Origin of the sequence: Bacillus sp. JJ1127, assembly GCF_036965845.1 — a bacterium.
In the GTDB taxonomy this organism is placed as follows: Bacteria; Bacillota; Bacilli; order Bacillales; family Bacillaceae_G; genus Bacillus_A.
In genome coordinates this window covers 638-4,809 of sequence record NZ_JBALQK010000277.1, presented here as the reverse complement: position 1 = coordinate 4,809, position 4,172 = coordinate 638, and the positions used below count along the sequence as shown (strand labels likewise).

Below are 4,172 nucleotides of genomic sequence, written 5' to 3'. Positions count from 1 at the left end.
AATATACAATTCTACTTTGAACATGATTCTACTTTAGAATCATGTTCAAAGTATTTTAAGTATTAATATTAGCCATATGGCTGTAGTTGTTTTACTAAAATTGACACCAATATTTATGTACACTAAAGTTTTTAATTATTTTCATTCAACTTAAGAATTGCCCCAAAACAAAAAGTGAAAATTCCTCAATTTTATCGTTTTGAAGTAGTTTATTTTTTGTTAGCAATACCCCTAGATGTTCAGCGAATAGAAGTTCTTTCGCTACCTTGGTTATTTTACGAGTGGAAGGAATGGACTTTACCTTTGGTAGCAAAAATTTCACTGGCGTTAGCCAACTTGCCCTTTAGGAGTGGAAGTTTCAGGTTATTAATCTTTTGATTCTAACAACCTAATTCTTCTTTAATTTCTATCATTCGTTTTTTTCCCCAATCATACATCATTTCAACTATAGGTAGCAAAGTCATTCCGAGTTCAGTCATAGAGTATTCAACTTTTGGGGGAGACTCTGGGAACACTTCCCTGCGGATAATTCCATCTTCTGCAAGTTCACGTAATTGATTAGTTAATATTTTGTGAGATATTTTAGGGAAAAGTCTTTGAAGATCACTAAAACGATGTGGTCCTTCTACACCCAGGTGCCACAAAATAACTACTTTCCACTTCCCGCTAAGTACAGACAAAGTAAGTTCTTTTTCACAATTAAAATCACCATTTAATATCTTCTTTTTAATGTCTTCTCGTAATGTATCTGACATGTCTTCTTAACTCCTTATTTTCTTACGATAGTAACTTTTTGGTAACCTTCGTACAAAAAAGTGCAGTCTTCACAGTGTGAATAATTGAGGTTAAACTATATTTAATCTTAAAATTATTTTTATTTAGAGGAGATAAACACACAATGAATAAAAACGCATTATTTATTATACCACCAGATCGCTTTAATGAAGATGAATTATTTCATCCAAAAGAAGTATTAGAAAATGCAGGAGTTAAAGTGACGATTGCAAGTACCAAAATTGGTGAAATTACAGGAGATAATCAAGGGAAGACAAAAGCAGAGGTTATTTTCTCTGAAGTTCCAGTAAATGATAACGATATTATAGCTGTTATTGGCGGTTCTGGCACTATAGATCATCTATGGGAAAATCAAACATTGATAAGTTATTTGAAGCAAGCTTATGAGCAGAAAATTCTTGTAACAGGAATTTGTGCTGGCTCTGTTGTAATAGCCCAAACTGGTTTACTTTCCGGACGACAAGCAACATGTTATCCAGTAGATGTGATGATTAATGCATTGAAAGATAATAATGTAGAATATGTTGCACAACATGTTATTGCTCATAGTGATATTATAACAAGTGACGGTCCAGAGGGTGCTAAAGAGTTTGGGAAAAGCTTAGTTAAAGCACTAATCTAATTTTTATATTTAATTTTGAGCAATTTGTGCGGATCCCTTAGGAACTTACTTTCTAATGCTTCTTTAGATAGAGTGTTCTATTTTAAAAAAAGATTTTGGAATACTCAAAATAAAGATTCCAAGATGAAAAAGTACTCATTCATGAGTTTATCCAGCAACTAGCTATTTCAGTTGCTGGATAAATTCAATCAACACACTAAAGATGGTTGTATTTGTAGGGTTATTGCTAACAAACTACATAAATCAAAATAGTGCCTTCAATATGTTACAAAAGAACGAATGTCCTTGCTTTATTCGAAATTCATGGTAAGGATTACTTTATCTATGTTCATACCTAAGGTGATATTTTGTAAAAGGAATTTTTTAGAGAGAAGGTAACAGTATGTGTGGCTTTGTAGGTTGCTTATATGATAAACCTAGAGAACTTTCAACTGAGGATATTGTACAGTTTGAGATGATGAATTCAATGATTCTTCACCGTGGACCAGATGATGAAGGCTATTTCCGCGATGAACATGTACAATTTGGCTTCCGTCGCTTGAGCATTATTGACTTAAAGGCTGGCCATCAGCCATTGACATATGAAAATGAGCGATATGTGATTATTTTTAATGGCGAAATTTATAACTATGTAGAACTTCGAAATATGCTTTTGGAAAAAGGGGCTACATTTTCAACGCAATCAGATACAGAAGTACTAATTGCTTTATATGCAAAAATGAAGGAAAAGTGTGTAGATTACTTGCGTGGCATGTTTGCATTTGTAATTTGGGATCGTGAAGAAAAGCGTTTATTCGGTGCACGTGATCATTTTGGTATTAAACCATTGTTTATTGCACAAGAAGAAGAGATGATTTATTTTGCATCTGAAAAGAAAAGCATTCTTCATGCATTGAGGGATAAAGGTATAAACATTTCATCTTTACATCATTATTTTACTTATCAATATGCACCAGAACCACAATCTTTAAATAAGGAGATTAATAAGCTAGAGCCAGGACACTATTTTGTTAAAGAACCTGGGAAAGAAATTTCCTTCCATCGCTACTGGAAGCCATATTTTAATGCTTCTAATGTGTCAAAAGAGGGTCATATCAAAAAGATTCGTGATGTATTATATGATTCTGTAAAATTGCATATGCGAAGCGATGTTCCTGTTGGATCCTTTTTATCTGGCGGGATCGATTCCTCAATTGTTGTATCTATTGCAAAAGAGTTTAACCCTAATTTGCTTACATTCTCTGTAGGTTTTGAACATGAGGGTTTTAGTGAAATTGATGTGGCAAAGGAAACAGCAGACAAACTCAATGTGAAAAATCATAGCGTTCTTGTAACGCCAGAAGAATTTATGAATGAATTTCCAAAAATCATGTGGCATATGGACGATCCATTGGCGGATCCAGCCGCTGTTCCGTTATATTTTGTAGCAAAAGAAGCACGTAAGCATGTCAAAGTGGTTTTATCTGGTGAAGGGGCTGATGAATTATTCGGTGGTTATAATATTTATCGTGAACCGAATTCATTAAAGTTATTCCAGTATATTCCATCATCAGGAAAACGCGCTCTAAAAGCGTTGAGTGGTGCATTACAAACAGGTTTCAAAGGAAAAAGCTTCATTGAACGTGGCTGTACACCTATCGAAGAGCGTTACTATGGAAATGCAAAAATCTTCAGAGAAAGTGAAAAAGAGGAGCTTATACAAAACTACAGTAATGCTGTAAACTACATGGATATAACCAAACCTTTGTACAATGAAATACGTTCTTATAATGATGTAAGCAAGATGCAATATATTGATATGTTTATCTGGTTGCGTGGTGATATACTTGTAAAGGCAGATAGAATGACATTGGCGCATTCCTTAGAACTTCGCGTTCCATTTTTAGATAAGGAAGTGTTCGATGTTGCATCAAAAATTCCAGATGATTTAAAAATTGCAAATGGAACAACAAAATTTCTTCTACGCGAAGCAGTAAAAGGCATTGTTCCGAATCATGTGTTAAAACGTAAAAAACTAGGGTTTCCTGTACCAATTCGTCATTGGTTAAAGAGTGAAATGTATGATTGGGCTGTAACTATTATTACAGAAAGTCAAACTGATCATTTAATTAATAAGCAATACGTTTTGAAATTGCTCGAAGCACACTGTATTGGAAAAGGGGATTATAGCCGTAAAATTTGGACAGTTTTATCATTTATGGTATGGCATCAAATTTATATAGAACATAAATTTGATACAAGTACATTTCAAGAAACTGTAAATCAATATATATAGACATATAAGAGGAATTCAAATTCCCAGCAAAAAATATTTTTAAACATATTAAAAAAACCTTCTTTCTCGGCTGTAGAAGCAAATTTACCTGGAATCCGGAATCCAATACACGAATCCGAGGAAAGTAGAAGATATACCTCATATTAAACAACTTTAAAGGGCAATACTACTTACAAACTGTAGTATTGCTCTTAGTTTTTTACATCAAAATGCAACGACTTTATTGTCTCTGTACACTTTCTGTATATTTCTACAAAAAGAATAGCGTTTTTTCGTTTTATGAATATAAATTTACTCTATCTTGATGAAAATTGCATTTAAAATACGTATTTTTTTAAAGAATCTCTGCAATAACGAATAGCCTCGTTATGCAGTGCGGTTGACTTCGCAATGAGATACACTTCCTGAGGATATAACAGATTTAAAGACTCATATGCAAGTTTATGAACCTTCTCTAAACCATCTGATGATTCAACGATT

General features: G+C 33.3%; 3 protein-coding genes. 2 read left to right on the top strand and 1 reads right to left on the bottom strand.

Annotation, left to right across the window (positions count from 1 at the left end; genetic code table 11):
• Positions 1-380 precede the first annotated feature (380 nt).
• On the bottom strand, positions 381-755 hold the full coding sequence (locus V7183_RS22265; protein ID WP_335360869.1) for a winged helix-turn-helix transcriptional regulator: 375 nt from the start codon (positions 753-755) through the stop codon (positions 381-383).
• A 143-nt stretch (positions 756-898) separates the two neighbouring features.
• Here V7183_RS22265 and V7183_RS22260 point away from each other — a divergent pair, with 143 nt between their 5' ends.
• A complete protein-coding gene (locus V7183_RS22260; protein WP_097894848.1) occupies positions 899-1,417 on the top strand; it encodes a DJ-1/PfpI family protein in 519 nt (172 codons plus the stop codon).
• Between the two features lie 382 nt (positions 1,418-1,799).
• Entirely contained in the window at positions 1,800-3,692 is a 1,893-nt protein-coding gene (gene asnB, locus V7183_RS22255; protein WP_335360868.1) for an asparagine synthase (glutamine-hydrolyzing), read from the top strand.
• Positions 3,693-4,172: the final 480 nt, after the last annotated feature.